Genomic DNA, 16718 nt, shown 5'->3' with positions numbered 1-16718 from the left:
CTTCGCGCTACCCACTCAAGGGGGCGGTACTGGCCGTCCGTCCTGAGCTTGTCGAAGGGCGACCCGGCGGTGCCCTGGGCTGCATCGCTTCATGCAAAGGGGTGGCGCTCCGGCCTTCAGTTCGAACGGCGTCCGGAGGAGTTGTCCGGGTCACCGCCCCTGCCTGAATGTTCGGTCGATGTGCGGTGCTCGAACGCGAACACGGCCGCTTCCACGCGCGAGCCCAGGTCGAGCTTGGCCATGATGTGGCGCACATGCAGCTTGACGGTGTTGTGGCTGATATCCAGTGTCTGCGCGATCACCTTGTTGCTCTTGCCGCGCGCCACCTGATCCAGCACCTGCCGTTCGCGCTCGGTCAGCGTGTCCACCAGGTCGCGCTTGACCGATCCCTTCTGTCCGCTCTGCCACATCTGGGCCAGCTTCAGGGCCATGGTCGGTGCCACCACCAGCTCACCACGCGCGGCACGACCGATGGATTCGATCACGTCGTCGGGATCCATGTCCTTGAGCAGGTAGCCGCGCACGCCAGCCCGCAGCGCCGCCGACAGGTCTTCTTCGCTGTTGCTCATGGTCAGCACGACCACCGGCACCTCGATGCCTTCGGTGCGCACCGCGCGCAGGACACTCAGGCCATCGACCGGGCCCAGGCTCAGGTCCAGCACCATCAGCTCGGGCTGAAACTCGCGCAGCAGGGGAATCACCTGCGCACGGTCACCGGTGGCCGCGACCACGACCATGCCGCTGCGGTTCTGCAGCAACTCGGACAGCCCGCTGCGGCACATGGCATGGTCGTCCACCAGCATCACCCGGGTCTGCATGGCCTGCGTGGCGGGTGTCGTCATGGTGTGTGTTCTGCGGTGGTGGCGGTGGACGCGGGCAGCAACAGGCGCACGCGGGTACCGCCACCCGCATTGTCACCCACCTCCAGGCTCGCACCGAGGCGCTGGGCCCGACTCTGCATGATCTCCAGCCCGAAGTGGGTGGATGCCGCGAGCTCTTTGGCCGAGGTCACGATGGTGGAGACGCCCGGCGCTGCCATGCCCAGGCCATCATCCTCGATGACGAATTCAAGTCCTGCCGGAGTCTTGTTGATGATCACCGCCGCGTGGCGGGCCATGGAGTGCTTGGCGATGTTGGCCAGCGCTTCCTGCACGATGAAGAACACCTGGACCTCCTGCGCATCGGACAGGTTCAGGCACCGGACTGTGTTGTGGATCTCCAGCGCGATGCCGGTCCGACCGAAGAATCCGTCGGCAATGCCCTGCAGCGCGTGCAGCAGACCCAGCGGGTCCATGCGGGTACGGAAATAGGTCATGACCTCGCGCAGGTTGTCGTGCACCTCTCCCACCGCCTGCTTGACGTCTGAAAAGTACTTGATGGCTTTCGGGTCGTCGTGGTCCAGCATGGCGTCTTTCAGCAGGGGCAGCCGCATGCGCGCGTACGCCAGGGTCTGCGCGATCGAGTCATGCACCTCGTTGACCATTTCCTGCCGCTCCTTCAAGACGGTGACCCGCAGGCGCTCGCGCTCGATGCGGGCATTGTGCAGTGACAGTCCCAGCAACTGCCCGATCAGGCGCAGGATGGTTTGAGTCGCCGGCGGGAGATCGAACCGGGATTCAAAGAACAGGTTGTAGATCCCCAGTACCTCGCCGGCGTGCGTCAGCGATATGGCCAACACGCCCTGGCACTGTCCGCCGAAATAGTGCCCACCGCCTTTTCGTTCACACGACCGCAGATCGTCCACCCAGCCCAGCACGTCGCCATCGACCGCGGTGCCACACATGCCGCAGCCCCGGTCCACCAGCCGCTCCGCTTCCTGCACATGGGGTGGCAGGCCCTGCTGCGCCACCAGCCGCATGTGATGGCCGTCATCGGTCAGCACGCGCACCGCACCGGCCTGGGCGCCCGCCAGTTCGGCAATGGACACCAGGAAGCGTTGCAGCAGCAACTCCAGACCGGTTTCGTCCCAATCCACCGACGTCGCCACACCCAGGGAGGTGGCGCCATCCTGCGTTGGGTTGCATGCAATCGTGGTCATGTTCTGTAGGGGCCCCGGCTTGGGCATGGCTGTGCAAACGAACCATAGTAGTGCACAAGCATGTACTGATACATGCTGAAAACCCCAAGTCGCCTTTGCGTAATGCGTCATGGATGTGCCGGGTGGCGGTCAGCCCGCCCCGCACGGGGCGACGCTACCCATCTGGGTGATGCCGGGTCACCCGTGTCGGTAATAGACGGGGATGCGGCCCCTGCTTTTAATAGGACCTCTCTGACGGTCCGGCCTGTGCGAAGCGAGGCTGGCATGGCTCCGTTTTGTAGACCCGCCAGCGAAAAGACCCCAACGCATGTCTGCCACACCGCTTCACGACCCCTGCACTGCTCCCCTGGCCGGCGCCACCACCGAGACGCGCAACACCACCTGCTACATGTGCGCCTGCCGCTGCGGCATCCGGGTGCACCTGCGCAATGGAGAGGTGCGCTACATCGAGGGGAACCCCGAGCATCCTTTGAACCAGGGCGTGATCTGCGCCAAGGGCTCGTCGGGCATCATGAAACAGTACTCGCCCGCGCGGCTCACGCAGCCGCTGCGCCGCAAGGCGGGTAGCGAGCGTGGCGCCGCCGAGTTCGAGCCGATCAGCTGGGACGAGACTTTCCAGATACTGGAAGACCGCCTTCGCCACCTGCGCAGCACCGACCCGAAGCAGTTCGCGCTGTTCACCGGCCGCGATCAGATGCAAGCCTTGACCGGGCTGTTCGCGCGCCAGTTCGGCACGCCCAACTACGCGGCGCACGGCGGCTTCTGCTCGGTCAACATGGCCGCCGGCATGATCTACACCATCGGGGGATCGTTCTGGGAGTTCGGCGGCCCCGACCTGGACCGCGCCAAGCTGTTCGTGATGATCGGCACCGCCGAAGACCACCACAGCAACCCGATGAAAACGGCGCTGGCCAAGTTCAAGCGCCAGGGCGGGCGCTTCGTCAGCATCAACCCGGTGCGCACCGGCTATTCGGCCATTGCCGACGAGTGGGTGCCCATCAAGCCCGGTACCGACGGCGCGCTGCTGCTGGCCCTGGTGCACGAGATCATCGCGCTGGGCCTGTACGACCGTGAGTTCCTGGCGCGCTACACCAATGCCGGCCAGTTGGTGAACCAGAACGCCGACAGCGATGACTTCGGCCTGATGCTGCGCAACGCCGAGGGCGACATCGTCAACCCGCTGCGACCGGCCAACTTCTACTGGTGGGACCGCCACAGCCAGTCCCCGGTGGCCGACCACACCGAGGGCACCGACCCTGCGCTGCTGGGCCATTTCCAGATGCCCGATGGCACGCCCGCCGTACCGGCCTTCCAGCTGCTGCAGGAACGCGTCAAGCCCTACACGGCCGACTGGGCCGAAGGCATCACCGGCATCCCGGCCGACACCATCCGCCGCCTGGCACGCGAGATGGGCATCACCGCGCGCGACCAGAAGATCGAGCTGCCCATCGCCTGGACCGACAGCTGGGGCAAACGCCACGAATCGGTCATTGGCAATCCCGTGGCCTTCCACGCCATGCGCGGCCTGGCGGCGCACAGCAACGGCTTTCACACCATCCGCACACTGGCCATCCTGATGAGCCTGCTGGGCACCATCGACCGTCCGGGCGGCTTCCGCCACAAGGCGCCTTATCCGCGCGCCGTGCCACCCAACGCCAGGCCACCGAAAGGACCGGATGCCGTCCAGCCCGACACGCCGCTGGGCGGCGCGCCACTGGGATGGCCCGAGAGCCCCGACGACCTGTTCGTGGACGACCAGGGCGAGCCGGTGCGCATCGACAAGGGCTTCAGCTGGGAGCACCCGCTCTCGGCACACGGCCTGATGCACAACGCCATCACCAACGCCTGGCGCGGTGACCCCTACCCGATCGACACGCTGATGATCTTCATGGCCAACATGGCCTGGAACTCGACGATGAACACATCCGAGGTCCGCAAAATGCTCAACGACAAACGCGAGGACGGCGAGTACAAGATTCCCTTCCTGGTGGTGTGCGACGCGTTCCAGAGCGAGATGACGGCCTACGCCGACCTGATCCTGCCCGACACCACCTACCTGGAGCGGCACGACTGCATGTCGTTGCTGGACCGCCCCATCAGCGAGTTCGACGGCCCGGTGGATGCGGTGCGCATCCCGGTGCTGGCGCCCACCGGCCAGTGCAAGCCCTTCCAGGATGTGATCGTCGAGCTGGCCTCGCGGCTCAAGCTGCCAGCCTTCACCGCGGCCGACGGCGGCCGCAAGTTCCGCGATTACCCCGACTTCGTCGTCAACTACGAAACCGCGCCCGGCTCGGGCATTGGCTTCCTGGCCGGCTGGCGCGGCAAGGGTGGCGAAAAAAGCATGCGCGGCGAGCCCAACCCCAAGCAGTGGGAGATGTACGAGAAGAACAACTGCGTGTTCCACCACCAACTGGAGCCCTCGCAGCAGTACATGCGCAACTGGAACGACAACTACATGCGCTGGGCCCAGGGCGTGGGCCTGCGACGCGACCGCGACCCCGTCGTCATCCACATCTATTCGGAATTCATGCAGCGTTTCCGCCTGGCCGCACAGGGCAGGAAGCCCTCGGGTCAGGGACCCAGGCAGCCGCCGGACCGCCTGCGCCAGCGCGTGATCACCTATTTCGACCCGCTGCCGTTCTACTTCGCCCCACTCGAAGAGCAGGCCACCGACACCACGCGCTACCCGCTCAATGCGGTGACGCAGCGCCCCATGGCGATGTACCACTCATGGGATTCGCAGAACGCCTGGCTGCGCCAGATCCACACCCACAACTACCTCTTCGTCAACACCCGTACCGCGCAGGCCCAGGGCATTGCCGACGGTGGCTGGATGTGGGTCGAGTCGCCCTGGGGCAAGGTGCGCTGCATGTGCCGCCACAGTGAAGCGGTGGAGCCCGGCACGGTCTGGACCTGGAACGCCATCGGCAAGGCGGCGGGTGCCTGGAACCTCAGCGCCGATGCCAACGAATCGCAACGCGGCTTCCTGCTCAACCACCTGATCAGGGAAGAGCTGCCCACCGCCAACGGCAAGACCGTCTCGAACAGCGATCCCGTCACCGGCCAGGCCGCCTGGTACGACGTGCGGGTCCGCATCTACCCGGCCGGCCCCGACGAACCTCAGCAAACCTGGCCACAGGCCGAGCGGCCCATGACCCTGGTGCCGGGCATGAGCGAAGCGCCGAAGCGCCGCGGCTGGATGGCCGGGATGGGCATGGGCAAGAGAAAGGGGCAGCCGTGACCCCGCTGGGAACCCAGGAGGGCAAGCCGTGACACAACTCGCGCTGGTCATCGACCTCAACGTCTGCGTGGGTTGCCACGCCTGCGTCACCAGTTGCAAACAGTGGAACACCTCCGGCGCCGCCGGCCCGCTGGTGGACGACAACCCTTATGGCGCCGACCCCACCGGCACCTTCTTCAACCGCGTGCAAACCTTCGAGGTGGGTGAGTACCCGAACACCCAGACCGTGCACTTCCCCAAGAGCTGCCTGCATTGCGAAGACCCCCCCTGCGTGCCGGTGTGCCCCACTGGCGCCAGCTACAAACGGGCCGAAGACGGCATCGTGCTGGTGGACGTGGACAAGTGCATCGGCTGCAAGTACTGCAGCTGGGCCTGCCCATATGGCGCGCGCGAGTTCGACGAAGACCGAAAGGTGATGAACAAGTGCACGCTGTGCGTGGACCGCATCACCAGCACCACGCTGCCCGTGGCCGAGCGCCAGCCCGCCTGCGTGCTGGCCTGCCCAGCCAAGGCGCGCCTGTTTGGCGACGTGCACGACCCCGAATCGGTGGTCTCGACGGCCATCCGCGAGCAGGGTGGCTACGCGCTGATGCCGGAGTGGAACACACGGCCGTCCAACCACTACCTGCCGCGCCGCCGCACCGAAATCACCATCCATGCCGAAGACCTGGTTCGGGTGGACAACCCACTCAAGATCGACGGCCAGCAACCCGAATTGCCACAACAAGGTGCAGGCCGCGAAGACTATGCAACTTGACGGAGGCCCAGACACACCATGAACCCAGCCTTCTCGGTCATCTTCCTCACGACGCTGATCGGCGCGGCGCAGGGCCTGTTCCTGGCCTTGTTCGGCGCGCAGTTGGCGGGCCTGGCATCACCGTTCTTTCTGGCCACCGGCGGCGCTGTGGCGCTGGCGTTGACGGTGGCGGGTCTGGTGGCCTCGTTCTTCCACCTGGGCCGGCCCGAGCGCGCCTGGCGCACCGCCACCATGTGGCGCACCTCCTGGCTCAGCCGCGAAGTGATCGCCCTGCCGCTTTTCATGGGCAGCCTGTTCCTCTGGACGATCGCGCAGGCGATGGGGCTGGGCCAAACGCTGGCCCTGGGCGTGCTCACGGCGCTGGCCTGCGGGGTCCTGTTTGTCTGCACGGCCATGATCTACGCGTCCATCAAGTTCCTGCAGGAGTGGGCCAGCGCGTACACGCTGGTGAACTACACCCTGCTGGGCCTGGCCTCGGGCTGCACGCTGGCCACGGCGCTGGCGGGCCAACTGGCACCGGAGCTGGTCGGTGGCTTCGGTGTGGCGGCTCTGCTGTTCACGGCGGTGGGGCTGGTCAGCCGGGGCCTGTCGCTGGCGCGCAATGAGCGCCTGGTGCCGCGCTCCACGCTGCAGACCGCGATCGGCATTCGCCACCCGCAGATCACTCAGCGCGCCCAGGGCTTCATGGGCGGCTCGTTCAACACGCGCGAGTTCTTTCACGGCAAGACGCCCGGTGCGCTGCGCAACGTGAAATGGGCCTTTCTGCTTGGCGCTTTCGTGCTGCCGCTTGCGCTGGTGGCGTTGGGCCTTGTGTCGGCCTCGGCCGGTCTGCTGGTGCTGGCCTTCGCGGTGCAGTACCTGGGCCTGCTGGCCGAGCGCTGGTTCTTCTTCGCGCAGGCCAACCACCCGCAGAACCTGTACTACCAGACGGTGGCCTGATGCGAGTTGGTCACACTGCCCGCTGGATTGCCTGGCTGCTGGCCATGACCGCCATGCTGATGGCTTCGCCCGCCCATGCGGCGGCCGGCGCTGCGGTGGCTGCGGGCACCGCCGTGGCCTGGTGGGTATGGCCACTGGCATTGTTCGGGGCGTGCTTCCTGATGGGCATCGTCGCGGTGCCCGCGGGCATTGGTGGCGGCACGTTGTTCGTGCCCATCGTGGGAAGCTTTTTTCCCTTTCACCTGGATTTCGTGCGCGGCGCCGGCCTGCTGGTGGCACTGGCCAGCGCACTGGCCGCCGGCCCCTCGCTGATGCGCGGCGGCCTGGGCAGCCTGCGCCTGGCCCTGCCGCTCTCGGCGCTGGCGGCAGCCAGCTCAATCGGTGGTGCCATGCTGGGCCTTTCCATGCCGGTCAACGTGGTGCAGATGCTGCTGGGTGGTGTGGTGCTGGGTATCGTGGTGCTGATGTTCGTGTACAAGAGTTCCGAGTACCCGCATGTGGCCCAGCCTGACGCGCTGTCACAGGCGCTGGCGCTGAACGGCGTTTTCATCGACGGGGCTTCACGCCGCGTCATCCACTGGCAGGTGCACCGCACCATACCTGGTCTGGTCACTTTCCTGCTCATCGGCGTGTTGGCGGGCATGTTCGGCATCGGCGCGGGCTGGGCCAATGTGCCGGCGCTCAATCTGCTGATGGGCGCACCGTTGAAGGTATCGGCTGGCACATCGAGCGTCGTGCTGTCGCTGGTGGACTCGTCGGCCGCCTGGGTCTACATCAACAAGGGTGCGGTGCTGCCCATGATCGCCGTACCTTCGGTGGTGGGCATGATGCTGGGCGCGCGCATTGGCGCGCGCTTGCTGGATGTGCTCAAGGGATCGGTGATCCGCAAACTGGTGATCGGCGTGCTGCTGTTTGCCGGCGCGCGCGCGCTGCTCAAGGGCACCGGGATATGGCCGTGAACGACGTGCTCCCGCCGCAGACCACGCCGGTGCAACCGCCCGAGCAACAGCGCTACGCCGACCTGCTGGTGTGGAGCACCCGGGTGGGGCTGGTCGTGGTGCTGCTGGGATTTGCGGCCTACGTCAGCGGCCAGGTGGCGCCACAAGTGCCCCTGGAACGCCTGCCCGAACTGTGGACCCTGTCATTGGACCAGTACCTTGCACAGACCGGCACGCCCACCGGCTGGGGCTGGCTCGCGCTGGTGCAGCGCAGCGATTTCTTCAGCCTGGGAGGCATCGCCCTGCTGGCAGGTTGTTCGGTGCTGTGCCTGCTGTCGCTGGTGCCGCTGCACGCGGCACGTGGCGACAAGGCCTTCGTATTTGTGTGTCTGGCCGACGCTGCCGTGGTGCTGCTGGCAGCATCGGGCGTTCTGACAGGGGGGCACTGAAATGGAGCACGCCACCAGGCCGCTTCAATGGACCTTCTCAAGGTGCGCGAGGGGTGCGCCCTGCAAGGTGCACTGGCCATCCGGCTGGCTCGCTTGGCAGCCCAGCGTCAACACCCCCTATCACGAGGCAGCGGAACCGCAGGACGTCAGACTGCCGGGGGACGAAAAGGTCTGCAACATGCTGGTGGCCAACGCCAACAACCGAACATCTTCCAACGACACACAAGGAAGCACACATGAGTGACGCACTGAACTACCTGCTCAAGGCCCGGCCCGATGCGCTGAGCCACTATTTTGCTTTTCTTAAGGATGCAGGCAAACACCTGGACCCCAAGACCCGCAACCTGATCTCGGTGATCACGAAGGTCGATGCGCAGACCGAACGCGGCTTCAAGCAGTACCTGGGCCGGGCACTGCGCGAGGGCAGCACGCCAATGGAGGTGCTGGACGCGCTGCTGATGGCCTTTCCCACGCTGGGGTTGGCAAAAATCATCTGGGCGGTGGACATCATCCTGGAAATGGACCTACCTGGGTTCCAGCCGGAGGCGCTCACCCGGCTCGCCCAATGGCACGACGTGATGGCCTGTGCCGAGGTCCCGGATGGCACAGTCGTTCGCACGGAATGTGACGGCCGGGGCCTCTTCATCTACCGCGACCAGCAGTCCTATCAGGTGTTCGACAGCCGATGCCCGCACCAAAATACCGACATCTCCGAACTGGCCCTTAAGAACAACATCCTGACCTGCCCCAAGCACCAGTGGGAGTTTGATGCACACAGCGGCGCCTGCATCAAGAATGGGAACAGTCCGCTAAAGCGCTTCGAATCCAGGGTCGACAATAACCGCCTGCTGGCGTATTGGTAGCCCGCGTTCCTCGGAACAGGTGTGGTGTGCCACGAACTCGCTCGACATGTTGTGAACAGGCGGGATGCTGGGCAATCGCCTGAACGGGTAGGCACCTGCGTCAAAGCCTGTTTCACCCGTGGGTTGTCAAACTTCCAATCAGCCCTGCGCCTCTCGACGCATGACGCACAGGTGGGCTCCTGCGGCGTGGATTCGAATGGAACAACAGGTGCGGGTCTTGGCACCAGTTCGTACCTTTCATGAGCGATCGTTGCTGGAACATGGTCTGGTCGCCCTCCGTCGGCGGCTGGTCCGGGTGGCCAAGCGCTTGCTTGAGTTCACGCTCGGTGAATGACCGGTTGCGGCGCTCGCACGCGTTTTGGCGGCATTCTCCAATGTCAGGACCCAGCCTGGAACCGACTTTGCGCAACCTAGAGACAGCGATGCAGCGTTTGCTGCCGGTAGCCGCCGCCTCGGGTACTCACGCTGGCTGATACCAAGCGGTCATAGGCCTAGGTGGAATTTAAGTGGCCTCCTTGCCGAGATCTGCTGCTCTCCATGTTCCAAAACTGCTGTCGCGATCAACCAGAGCAATTCACGACTTTCGCCTTCACACTTCGACAGATGCTGACTAGTCTGAAAACATCGCGTAACATCTTGTCGATGAGACTGTGTTTTACGAAGTCACTCGCTATTGCTACGGCGGTTTTTCTGACATCTTGCGTCACACTGCGCGAACCTGATTTTTACCCGATCAACAGCACTGCCTCGGCTTTGACTGCGCAACCATTCAAAGCAAGAATGGTCCCGGACACCGGTGGTGGGTGGACTGCTGGTTCAATCGAGGTTGTCGTCCCTGGGGGAGAGGCCTACCGTGGGCGATTCAGCATTGCTGCCGGCGGCTCCGTTGGTGTTTCTACGTCAATGTCAAGTGTTGTCGTCCCTGGGGCTATGCCTATCACAGGAACGGGTCTGGCATTTGGCGTGTCGCAGAACATGAAAGGCCAGGGCGTTGCAATGGCGGTGAGCCCAAGTGGAGCATCGCTGCAATGTGAAATTACCCAGGACTTCACGACATTTCACGGATTCGGAACGTGCCGTTCAACTGATGGCGCGGAATATCGCTTTATGTATTAGTTCTTTCTGGAGAACTCGCTTTAGTTTTTATCAAAACTGCAAGAAATTATATGATACGGATAAAGTTCTTTTCAATTCTTTGTGTTGCGATTTTGGTGACGGGATGTAGTACCGTTGCAGACCACAGAAAGGCAGTCACTGATGCCTCAGAGAACAAGTTGACCTTGGGCGTCGCCCAGAGAACCATCCAAGTTGGTATGTCACAGGCAGAAGTGGTCACGGCGCTTGGTTCGCCAAACATGGTCACAAGAGACAGATCCGGTGTCGAAACCTGGGTTTATGACAAGTTCAGCACGGACCGTGCATATTCAACCAGCAACGGTGGCGTTGCGGGGCTTGTGATCGGCTCTGGTGGCGCCGGAGTAGGCGGTGGCGCTAGTGCATCTGGGGCATCCTCCACCGTTCAACGGACACTCACCATTATCATTAAGTTCGAAAATTCGAGTGTTCGAGATTTTTCCTACAACTCAACCGCATTTTAAGGGTGATCATGCATTTTCTCTCTGCGCTGACCATTGTGGCTGCACTCGTTACGGCTGGATGTGTCACTCAGCCAATCGAACAGAAGTCTGCTCTTGAGTTGCAGGCTATCCAGGTCAAGGAGTTTGAGACCAATCAAAGAACAGCCTTTACTGCGGTGATGTCTGTTTTTCAAGATCTCGGTTACATCGTGAATTCTGCTTCGCTTGAGACCGGATTCATTACAGCAAAAAGTCCAGCCAAGACGGAGATGGTGATTTTTTCCGGATACATCATTACGGATGAAAAGGCAAATGCCTTCATCGAACAGATTGCGCCCAATCGAACAAAGGTTAGGCTGACTTTTGTGAGGACCGAGCAAAAAAGCACTGGGTTTGGTAAGGTGGGTGAGCGTGATATCCCAATAACTGATCCGGCTCCTTACCAGAGCGCATTTGCCAAGATCCAGCAAAGCATTTTCATTAGGTCTAATGTGAACTAGCTGGTGCGCCGGAAGTTGTATTGATCCTGCGAGTTTCTTGTTTGACCGTTGCACACGGCGCAGCACTTGCCAGAACGGCACCAGCGAGGCGAATTGCCATCTCCAGGCGGGGCGGCATTCATGCCCTGCTGCGGTCAAAGTTCCTTAAGTCAGTTATTGAACTCCCGTCATATACAGGTTGTCCATTTCAAGCGGCACTAAAGCGGGGTGCGGGTTGAGGAGCAAACTGACCGAGAGCAACTGAAAGACAGGTTAGAGCTGGTACAGCCGTTCATCGCGTCAAACTGGAGCGGCAGCATCCAGCCTAGACCTGACCTTGTCTGCCGTGGTTTGAACGGTCGCTCCTGGTCGATTGCTGTCGCGAGAGTCCGCGCAAAAACGGCCATTGAACAAACCCTTCCTCCTTCCGACAAAATTCTCGATACCGCTTACCCGATGGAAGCCGGTTACAGAGGGAACGGAAGCGCGGCCTAGAATGCTTGTTTCAACTGAAGAGCCTCCCATGACCACTGCCAAGAAGCCAACCGCCTTCAACCGTGCCCTCACCCCCAGCGCCGAGCTGGCCGCTGTGATCGGTGCGACGCCGCAACCCCGCACCGAAGTTGTGAAGCTGATGTGGGAATACATCAAGGCCAACAACCTGCAGAATCCGAAGAACAAGCGCAACATCCTGGCGGACGCCAAGCTCAAGGCCGTCTTCGGAAAAGATGAAGTCACCATGTTCGAGATGACCGGATTGGTGGGCAAGCACCTGAGCTGACTGGAAGCCGCGACGCGCTGTTCTGCAACAGCAGCGCCACCCCACTCGGCGGGCTCGGAAGATGACCAGCATCCCGCGCGCCGGACCGCCATCGTTCAGGCTGGTCCAGTCGAAACGCTTGCCATGGTGCTGGTGAGCTCCATGGCAAGCGCAAGTTGCACAGGTGGGGGCGTCGCTGTGGCAAGCTCAAGCGGTGAGCGGCAGCCGCAACCCATTCAGGTGACGTAGTCGCCACTCGCTTCGGGCTGGAACAACAAGCCAAGCACCTGGGCCTCGCGCAGCTTGCCGTCTGGCGTGGTCCAGCGCGCCACATCGCCCACGCGCAGGCCGATCAGGGCCGCGCCCAGCGGCGAGAGCACCGATATGAAGCCCTCTGCGGGCTCGGCATCGGCCGGGTAGCACAAGGTGAAGGTCTGCTGGCGCAGGGAGGCCGGGTCCTCCAGCACGACCTGCGAATACATGGTGAGTACATCGGCAGGTACGGCGCGTGACGCCACCAGGTCGGTGGCGGCGAGCACCTGCTCCAGAGCGGACGGCGGGTCACCGCTGTCGATCTGGTTCAGGCGGGCGAAGTCGAGTTCGGTGAGCAGGCGCTCAGCCGGCGGTTTCAGATTCATGAAGCACTCCAACGGGTGCGGTCCCGCCGCTGAAAGGCGGGCACGCGTTCGCGCGGGGCAGGTGCCCGGCGATCGTTGGTTTGCGCAAAAGAAAGAAAAAGGGGATCGCCGGGCTCAGGAAAGTGCGGCTGGCTGACGTGGCCCGGCCGCGCGTACGTGCTCGCACACGTTCACCGCCACCCCCGCCGATGGGCACGGGTCCGCCAGCGAGACGCCAAAGGGGATGAAAGGCTGCGACATCGGGGGATTATAGGAACCGGCCAGCAACCGGCACTGGCCAGGGCCAAATCAGACGGCCCGGACAAGGTGGCTAGGAGCCTGCGCGGCAGGCAGGAAGGCGGCAAGGGTTGGCGGCCCACGGCGACGAAGTGGCCTGTTTTTGTGCCGCATTTCACATTTCACGGATCTGTGCGGCCTGCCGATACAGGCCACAGAGCCACAGACATCCTTCTGTGCTCGGTGGCGCCGGCCAAGAGCCAGCGCTGCGGGACCTTTGCAGGGCAACGCCCTCACCGCTTCGAGACTTTCATGAAACTCACACTCAAACTGCCGCTGGCGTTTGCCACGGCCATGCTGGTGCTGCTGTGCGCGGCGCTCTATGGCATTCACAACCTGAACCAGGCCACCATTTCCTACGGCAACGCCCTGCAGACCAGCCAGCAGAACGCGGCAGCCGCCAGTGAACTGCTGGTGCAGTTCAAGACGCAGGTGCAGGAATGGAAAAACACGCTGCTGCGCGGCAAAGACGCCAAGGCACTCGACCGGCACTGGGGTGCTTTCAACCGGATCGAGACCGACATGCGCCCCACGCTGGAGGCCCTTGCCACGCGCCTGCCAGCCGGCGAATCCCGCCAGTTGGTGGAGCAGTTCGCACAATCCCACACCACCATGGGGGTGAACTACCGCAAGGCGTTCGAAGCGTTTCGCGAAGGCGACTTTGATCCCACCCTGGGCGACAAGGCGGTGAGTGGCATGGACCGCGAACCCGCCAAGCTGCTGGACGAAGCCGCTGCCCGCATCGCTGCCGATGGCGTGGCTGCGGCCGAAATCGCCAGCGCGCAGGCGCAGCGGGCCACGTGGCTGAGCATTGTGTTGATGGTGGTGGTGTGCGCAGCCGCGGTGCTGGCCGGCGTTGCCTTCAGCCGCTCGATCACCCGCCCGATTGCCGAAGCCGTGGCGGTGGCCAAAGCGGTGGCCGACGGGGACCTGAGCGTGAAGGTGAACGCGCGCGGCAAAGACGAAGTGGCGCAGTTGCTGCACGCCCTGGTTGCCATGCAGGGCAACCTTTCGCGCGTGGTCGCCGAGGTGCGGCGCAACGCCGACAGCGTGGCCTCGGCCAGTTCACAGATTGCCCAGGGCAACCAGGACCTGTCCGAACGCACCGAACAGCAGGCCTCGGCCCTGCAGGAAACCGCTGCGTCCATGGAAGAGCTGGGCACCACCGTGCGCCAGAACGCCGACAACGCGGGTCAGGCCAACCGGCTCGCACAGAGCGCATCCACCGTGGCGCTGCGGGGCGGCGACGTGGTGGGCCAGGTGGTCGACACCATGAAGGGCATCAACGACAGCAGCCAGCGCATCGCCGACATCATTGGTGTGATCGACGGCATCGCCTTCCAGACCAACATCCTGGCCCTGAACGCTGCGGTGGAAGCCGCCCGCGCCGGCGAACAGGGCCGGGGCTTCGCGGTGGTGGCCTCGGAAGTGCGCAGCCTGGCCGTGCGCTCGGCGGCGGCGGCCAAGGAAATCAAGGCACTGATCGACGCCAGTGTGGAGCGCGTGGGCCAGGGCACCGCCCTGGTGGACGAGGCCGGCAGCACCATGACGGAGATCGTGGCCTCGATACAGCGCGTGACCGACATCATGGGCGAGATCAGCGCGGCCTCGTCTCAGCAAAGCGCCGGCGTTTCGCAGGTGGGCGACGCGGTGAGCCAGATGGACCAGGCCACGCAGCAGAACGCCGCACTGGTGGAAGAAAGTGCGGCGGCTGCGGCCAGTCTGCAGGGGCAGTCGCGCCAGCTGGTGGAAGCGGTGGCGGTGTTCCGCCTGGGCTGACCCGGCAAGCACCTTCTGCCCGGGGACAGGCACCGGGATGGCTCAACTGGCTCCGGTGTGGGCCATGAAGAACGCCAGCATGGCCGCCGAGGCATCTGGTCCGGTGGGATCGGTGTGGCTGCCGCTGGCATCGCCGCCGGCCCAGGTGTGCCCGGCACCGTGCAGCGTCCACGCTTCGACCATGGGCTTGCCCGCGGTGTCCGTGTGCAGGGTGCGCTGGTAGCGGCGTCCGCCAGGCGACACGCCAGGCTCGGTGCGCACACTCAGCGGTGCTTGCGCCGCGTGCAGCGCCACCGTCTGCTGCACGATGTGTTCACCGTTGCGGTGCTGCACCGTGTGGTCGCGGTCGCCATGAAAGACGATGGTGGGCACCGCCTGGCGCGCCTGGCCAGTGGCCTTTGGCGTGCTGGCCGGCCGGGCGGCCGGGCCGGCAGCGGCGCGGCCCTTCATGGCGGCCAGCGCCGAAGGGATGTCGCTGGCCGCCATGAAGGGCAGGCCGGAATGCACCCCCACCGCACTGAAAAGCTCAGGGTGGGTTTCGCCCAGCACCAGCGCCATGGCGGCACCGGCCGAGAGGCCCGCCACGTACACCCGGCCATTGGCCACGGCGTGTTCGGACTGCACCGCCCGCACGATGCCGGCAATGATTTCAGGCTCGCCACCGGCGCGCGCCTGGTCCTGGGTGCGGAACCAGTTCCAGCAGCGCGACGGGTTGGCCCCGGCAGGCTGTTCGGGGTAGACCACCAGCAGACCATGTTCGTCGGCCAGGCGGTTCATGCGCGTGCCAGCGGCGAAGTCGTCGGGCGACTGGGTGCAGCCATGCAGCATGACCACCAGCGGCAGAGGCGCCGCGCCGGTCTTTACGGCCTGCGGCGGCAGGTAGAGCTTGAAGTTGCGGCTGCCGGCTGGGCCGGTGTGGCTGCGTGCGAGGAACTGCCCTCGGGCCTTCGCGCTTGCTGGTGCAGCCGGTGCTGCACCCAGATCGCGCGCCTCCACGTCGAACGTGCGCGCTTCATCGGCGGCGGCGGTGGTCCGTGAGACAGCCTGCGGGGCAGTGGCCATCCCCAGGCCAGCGGAGGCCAGGGCCTGTCGAATGGTCTCGGTGACGCCCTGCATGGGCCCCGCTTTGGTGTCGAGCCCGGCGCTGGCCAGGGCCTGTTCGATGGTGTCCTGGATGTTCATGGCGAGGGTGCCCGAGATGGGTTGTAGAAGTTTCAATGGGTGGTTCTCTGAACAGGGATGGAATGGATTGAAAAATGAAGCGATGCGCGGTACCGGGTTTCCGGCGGAAATGTCTGGGCCCGGGGTACCTTGGAACCGGCCTTGCCGGGCCGCAGGTATCGCCCGTCTTGTGGGGTGGCGCGAAGCGCTGCGGGGGTTACTTCGTCCTGTCGGCCAGCGCTTTTCGCACGGCCGGGCTGGCCTGGAAGGCGCCCAGCACCGTCACGGATTCGATCGCGGCCAGGGCCAGTTCGGGGGTCACATCGGCATCGATGCGGGCGAGGCCCACCACCTGGATCTTCAGCCGCTCGCCGGCGGCCACCGCGCGCTCCAGGTCGGCCCGGCCCAGGCTCTGCAGACCCAGCGTCAGGGTGCGGCGCGCCACGGTCTGGCGCAGGGTGTCGGCGTGCACGGCCAGCAGGTTGCGAACGGCGGTGCGGATCAGGTCCGACCGGTTGGAATAGAAGCCTTCCTGTACGAGCAGATCGATCTGCCCGAGGTCGACCACGCCCATGTTGATGGTCATCTTTTCGGTATCGCCCACGCGGGGTCTGGGTTCTGTGGTGGGCATTGTCATGGCGGCTGGCGGTGTTGAAGGAAGACCCGAATATAGGCCTGATGGATGTCAAATGGAATCCATATGGAATCTATTTGGCATCCATGTGTAACCCAACCAGGGTCTGACACCTGTCTCTGGGTAGGGTGCCGGGGGCGCCTGCATGGGTCAGTTCGACCACTCCAAGCCAGTCAAACGTCCCATGCA

Annotated in this window: 16 protein-coding genes; 10 read left to right on the top strand and 6 right to left on the bottom strand. The window is 64.1% G+C overall.

The annotated features are described in order from the left end of the window. Nucleotides 1-116: 116 nt before the first annotated feature. Both Q7V46_RS10465 and Q7V46_RS10460 read right to left on the bottom strand, forming a co-directional pair. Entirely contained in the window at nt 117-842 is a 726-nt protein-coding gene (locus tag Q7V46_RS10465) for a response regulator (RefSeq protein ID WP_304913482.1), read from the bottom strand. After that, a complete protein-coding gene (locus Q7V46_RS10460; RefSeq protein ID WP_304913481.1) occupies nt 839-2038 on the bottom strand; it encodes a GAF domain-containing sensor histidine kinase in 1200 nt (399 codons plus the stop codon). Before Q7V46_RS10460 ends, Q7V46_RS10465 begins: the two co-directional genes overlap by 4 nt. Nucleotides 2039-2345: 307 nt before the next feature. Here Q7V46_RS10460 and Q7V46_RS10455 point away from each other — a divergent pair, with 307 nt between their 5' ends. The 9 genes from Q7V46_RS10455 (at nt 2346) to Q7V46_RS20000 (ending at nt 12062) form a co-directional block, all read left to right on the top strand. Then, nucleotides 2346-5279, top strand: a complete 2934-nt coding sequence (locus tag Q7V46_RS10455; RefSeq protein WP_304913480.1) for a molybdopterin oxidoreductase family protein — start codon at nt 2346-2348, stop codon at nt 5277-5279. 28 nt (nt 5280-5307) lie between these two features. After that, nucleotides 5308-6036: a 4Fe-4S dicluster domain-containing protein gene (locus tag Q7V46_RS10450; RefSeq protein ID WP_304913479.1), complete on the top strand. Its 729-nt coding sequence runs from the start codon at nt 5308-5310 to the stop codon at nt 6034-6036. Between the two features lie 18 nt (nt 6037-6054). Continuing rightward, a complete protein-coding gene (locus Q7V46_RS10445) occupies nt 6055-6975 on the top strand; it encodes a DmsC/YnfH family molybdoenzyme membrane anchor subunit (protein WP_304913478.1) in 921 nt (306 codons plus the stop codon). Then, nucleotides 6975-7934, top strand: coding sequence for a sulfite exporter TauE/SafE family protein (locus tag Q7V46_RS10440; RefSeq protein ID WP_304913477.1), 960 nt, complete (start codon nt 6975-6977; stop codon nt 7932-7934). Before Q7V46_RS10445 ends, Q7V46_RS10440 begins: the two co-directional genes overlap by 1 nt. After that, nucleotides 7931-8362: a hypothetical protein gene (locus tag Q7V46_RS10435; RefSeq protein ID WP_304913476.1), complete on the top strand. Its 432-nt coding sequence runs from the start codon at nt 7931-7933 to the stop codon at nt 8360-8362. The genes Q7V46_RS10440 and Q7V46_RS10435 overlap by 4 nt, the downstream gene beginning before the upstream one ends. 236 nt (nt 8363-8598) lie before the next feature. Beyond that, a complete protein-coding gene (locus tag Q7V46_RS10430) occupies nt 8599-9225 on the top strand; it encodes a Rieske 2Fe-2S domain-containing protein (protein WP_304913475.1) in 627 nt (208 codons plus the stop codon). 537 nt (nt 9226-9762) lie between these two features. Continuing rightward, on the top strand, nt 9763-10341 hold the full coding sequence (locus Q7V46_RS10425; protein WP_304913474.1) for a hypothetical protein: 579 nt from the start codon (nt 9763-9765) through the stop codon (nt 10339-10341). Between the two features lie 490 nt (nt 10342-10831). Then, the gene (locus tag Q7V46_RS10420; RefSeq protein WP_304913473.1) at nt 10832-11302 is read left to right on the top strand and encodes a hypothetical protein; all 471 of its coding nucleotides are present in this window, start codon (nt 10832-10834) and stop codon (nt 11300-11302) included. A gap of 355 nt (nt 11303-11657) precedes the next feature. Further along, the gene (locus Q7V46_RS20000) at nt 11658-12062 is read left to right on the top strand and encodes an SWIB/MDM2 domain-containing protein (RefSeq protein ID WP_370690328.1); all 405 of its coding nucleotides are present in this window, start codon (nt 11658-11660) and stop codon (nt 12060-12062) included. Nucleotides 12063-12277: 215 nt separating this feature from the next. On the opposite strand, the gene Q7V46_RS10410 is transcribed toward Q7V46_RS20000, so the two are convergent. Together Q7V46_RS10410 and Q7V46_RS10405 are read right to left on the bottom strand one after the other, a co-directional pair. Next, nucleotides 12278-12679 (bottom strand): GreA/GreB family elongation factor, encoded by a 402-nt coding sequence (locus Q7V46_RS10410; RefSeq protein WP_304913472.1) that lies wholly within the window; start codon nt 12677-12679, stop codon nt 12278-12280. A gap of 114 nt (nt 12680-12793) precedes the next feature. After that, the gene (locus tag Q7V46_RS10405) at nt 12794-12919 is read right to left on the bottom strand and encodes a hypothetical protein (RefSeq protein WP_304913471.1); all 126 of its coding nucleotides are present in this window, start codon (nt 12917-12919) and stop codon (nt 12794-12796) included. A gap of 288 nt (nt 12920-13207) precedes the next feature. On the opposite strand from Q7V46_RS10405, the gene Q7V46_RS10400 reads away from it, so the two are divergent. Further along, nucleotides 13208-14734 (top strand): methyl-accepting chemotaxis protein, encoded by a 1527-nt coding sequence (locus Q7V46_RS10400; RefSeq protein ID WP_304913470.1) that lies wholly within the window; start codon nt 13208-13210, stop codon nt 14732-14734. Between the two features lie 42 nt (nt 14735-14776). On the opposite strand, the gene Q7V46_RS10395 is transcribed toward Q7V46_RS10400, so the two are convergent. Together Q7V46_RS10395 and Q7V46_RS10390 are read right to left on the bottom strand one after the other, a co-directional pair. Continuing rightward, a complete protein-coding gene (locus Q7V46_RS10395; RefSeq protein WP_304913469.1) occupies nt 14777-15952 on the bottom strand; it encodes a PHB depolymerase family esterase in 1176 nt (391 codons plus the stop codon). Nucleotides 15953-16112: 160 nt separating this feature from the next. After that, nucleotides 16113-16526 (bottom strand): CopG family transcriptional regulator, encoded by a 414-nt coding sequence (locus Q7V46_RS10390; RefSeq protein ID WP_304913578.1) that lies wholly within the window; start codon nt 16524-16526, stop codon nt 16113-16115. Nucleotides 16527-16718: the final 192 nt, after the last annotated feature.

Origin of the sequence: Hydrogenophaga sp., assembly GCF_030651625.1 — a bacterium.
Classification (GTDB): Bacteria; Pseudomonadota; Gammaproteobacteria; order Burkholderiales; family Burkholderiaceae_C; genus Hydrogenophaga.
The sequence above is the reverse complement of the archived record's forward strand: the minus strand, read 5'-3'. Positions and strand labels throughout refer to the sequence as shown.

What these genes read in the sequence shown, in the direction of transcription:
- Q7V46_RS10465 (WP_304913482.1), bottom strand. Translation starts at nt 842, where the DNA reads ATGACGACACCCGCCACGCAGGCCATGCAGACCCGGGTGATGCTGGTG.
- Q7V46_RS10460 (WP_304913481.1), bottom strand. Translation starts at nt 2,038, where the DNA reads ATGACCACGATTGCATGCAACCCAACGCAGGATGGCGCCACCTCCCTG.
- Q7V46_RS10455 (WP_304913480.1), top strand. Translation starts at nt 2,346, where the DNA reads ATGTCTGCCACACCGCTTCACGACCCCTGCACTGCTCCCCTGGCCGGC.
- Q7V46_RS10445 (WP_304913478.1), top strand. Translation starts at nt 6,055, where the DNA reads ATGAACCCAGCCTTCTCGGTCATCTTCCTCACGACGCTGATCGGCGCG.
- Q7V46_RS10440 (WP_304913477.1), top strand. Translation starts at nt 6,975, where the DNA reads ATGCGAGTTGGTCACACTGCCCGCTGGATTGCCTGGCTGCTGGCCATG.
- Q7V46_RS10430 (WP_304913475.1), top strand. Translation starts at nt 8,599, where the DNA reads ATGAGTGACGCACTGAACTACCTGCTCAAGGCCCGGCCCGATGCGCTG.
- Q7V46_RS10425 (WP_304913474.1), top strand. Translation starts at nt 9,763, where the DNA reads ATGTTCCAAAACTGCTGTCGCGATCAACCAGAGCAATTCACGACTTTC.
- Q7V46_RS10420 (WP_304913473.1), top strand. Translation starts at nt 10,832, where the DNA reads ATGCATTTTCTCTCTGCGCTGACCATTGTGGCTGCACTCGTTACGGCT.
- Q7V46_RS10410 (WP_304913472.1), bottom strand. Translation starts at nt 12,679, where the DNA reads ATGAATCTGAAACCGCCGGCTGAGCGCCTGCTCACCGAACTCGACTTC.
- Q7V46_RS10405 (WP_304913471.1), bottom strand. Translation starts at nt 12,919, where the DNA reads ATGTCGCAGCCTTTCATCCCCTTTGGCGTCTCGCTGGCGGACCCGTGC.
- Q7V46_RS10400 (WP_304913470.1), top strand. Translation starts at nt 13,208, where the DNA reads ATGAAACTCACACTCAAACTGCCGCTGGCGTTTGCCACGGCCATGCTG.
- Q7V46_RS10390 (WP_304913578.1), bottom strand. Translation starts at nt 16,526, where the DNA reads ATGCCCACCACAGAACCCAGACCCCGCGTGGGCGATACCGAAAAGATG.